Below are 1,504 nucleotides of genomic sequence, written 5' to 3' on the forward strand. Positions count from 1 at the left end.
CCTTTCCCCGCTTCCGGCACTTTGGCTGCGCGGTACGTTGTGAGTGCAGCATTTAAGTCGGTGCGAGCTTTTTCCACTTGTACAGCAGTCGCTTGCGCGTCCGTCGCTACTGTCTTAGCAGCAGTAATTGCTTGGCTCAATGCTGCTCTGACGCTTGCCGGGTATTGGCCTGGATTGGTTCCTTCCTCTGTCGAGGACAGTTCTACCTCGGCTTCTGTAATAACTGCGTTCAACGCATCTTTCCCCGCTTCCGGCACTTTGGCTGCGCGGTACGTTGTGAGCGCAGAGTTCAGATCGGTACGTGCCTTTTCCACTTGTGCAGCAGTCGTTTGCGCGTCCGTCGCTACTGTCTTAGCAGCAGTAATTGCTTGACTCAACGCCGTTCTGGCATTTGCCGGGTATTGGCCTGGGTTGGTTCCTTCCTCTGTCGAGGACAGTTCTGCCTCGGCTTCCGCAATAACTGCGTTCAGCGCATCCTTGCCCGCTTCCGGCACTTTGGCTGCGCGGTACGTTGTGAGCGCAGAGTTCAGATCGGTGCGAGCCTTTTCCACTTGTGCAGCAGTCGCTTGCGCGTCCGTCGCTACTGTCTTAGCAGTAGTAATTGCTTGACTCAACGCCGTTCTGGCGATTGCCGGGTATTGGCCTGGGTTGGTTCCTTCCTCTGTCGAGGACAGTTCTGCCTCGGCTTCCGTAATAACTGCGTTCAACGCATCTTTCTCCGCTTCCGGCACTTTGGCTGCGCGGTACGTTGTGAGCGAAGCATTCAGATCGGTACGTGCCTTTTCCACTTGTGCAGCAGTCGTTTGCGGATTAGAAGCAATAGCTTTCGCTGCCGTGATCGCTTGGCTCAATGCTACTCTGGCATTTGCCGGGTATTGGCCTTGGTTGGTTCCTTCCTCTGTCGAGGACAGTTCCGCTTCGGCTTCCGCAATAACTGCGTTCAGCGAGTCTTTACCCGCTTCCGGCAATTTGGCTGCGCGGTACTTTGTGAGCGCAGCGTTTAAGTCGGTGTGAGCTTTTTCCACTTGTACCGCCGTCGCTTGCACATTAGAAGCGATAGCTTTCGCTGCCGTGATCGCTTGACTCAACGCCGTTCTGGCGATTGCCGGGTATTGGCCTGGGTTGGTTCCTTCCTCTGTCGAGGACAGTTCTGCCTCGGCTTCCGTAATAACTGCGTTCAACGCATCTTTCCCCGCTTCCGGCACTTTGGCTGCGCGGTACGTTGTGAGCGAAGCATTCAGATCGGTACGTACCTTTTCCACTTGTGCAGCAGTCGCTAGCGCGTCCGTCGCTACTGTCTTAGCAGCAGTAATTGCTTGACTCAATGCTGTTCTGGCGATTGCCGGGTATTGGCCTGGATTTGTACCTTCCGTTGTCGAAGCCAGTTCCGCCTCGGCTTCCGCAATGACTGCATTCAGCGCCGTCTTATCCGCTTCCGGCACCTTTGCTCCGCGATATGTTGTGAGAGCGGCGCTCAGATCGGCACGCGCTTGTTCTACCTGAC

Annotated in this window: 1 pseudogene; it reads right to left on the reverse strand. The window is 55.7% G+C overall.

The features are described 5' to 3' along the window. A pseudogene (locus ACFVSO_RS19960) lies at positions 1–1,504 on the reverse strand (hypothetical protein); the annotation flags it as partial.

The sequence above is a fragment of the Paenibacillus sp. NPDC057967 genome, from assembly GCF_042887015.1.
In the GTDB taxonomy this organism is placed as follows: Bacteria; Bacillota; Bacilli; order Paenibacillales; family Paenibacillaceae; genus Pristimantibacillus.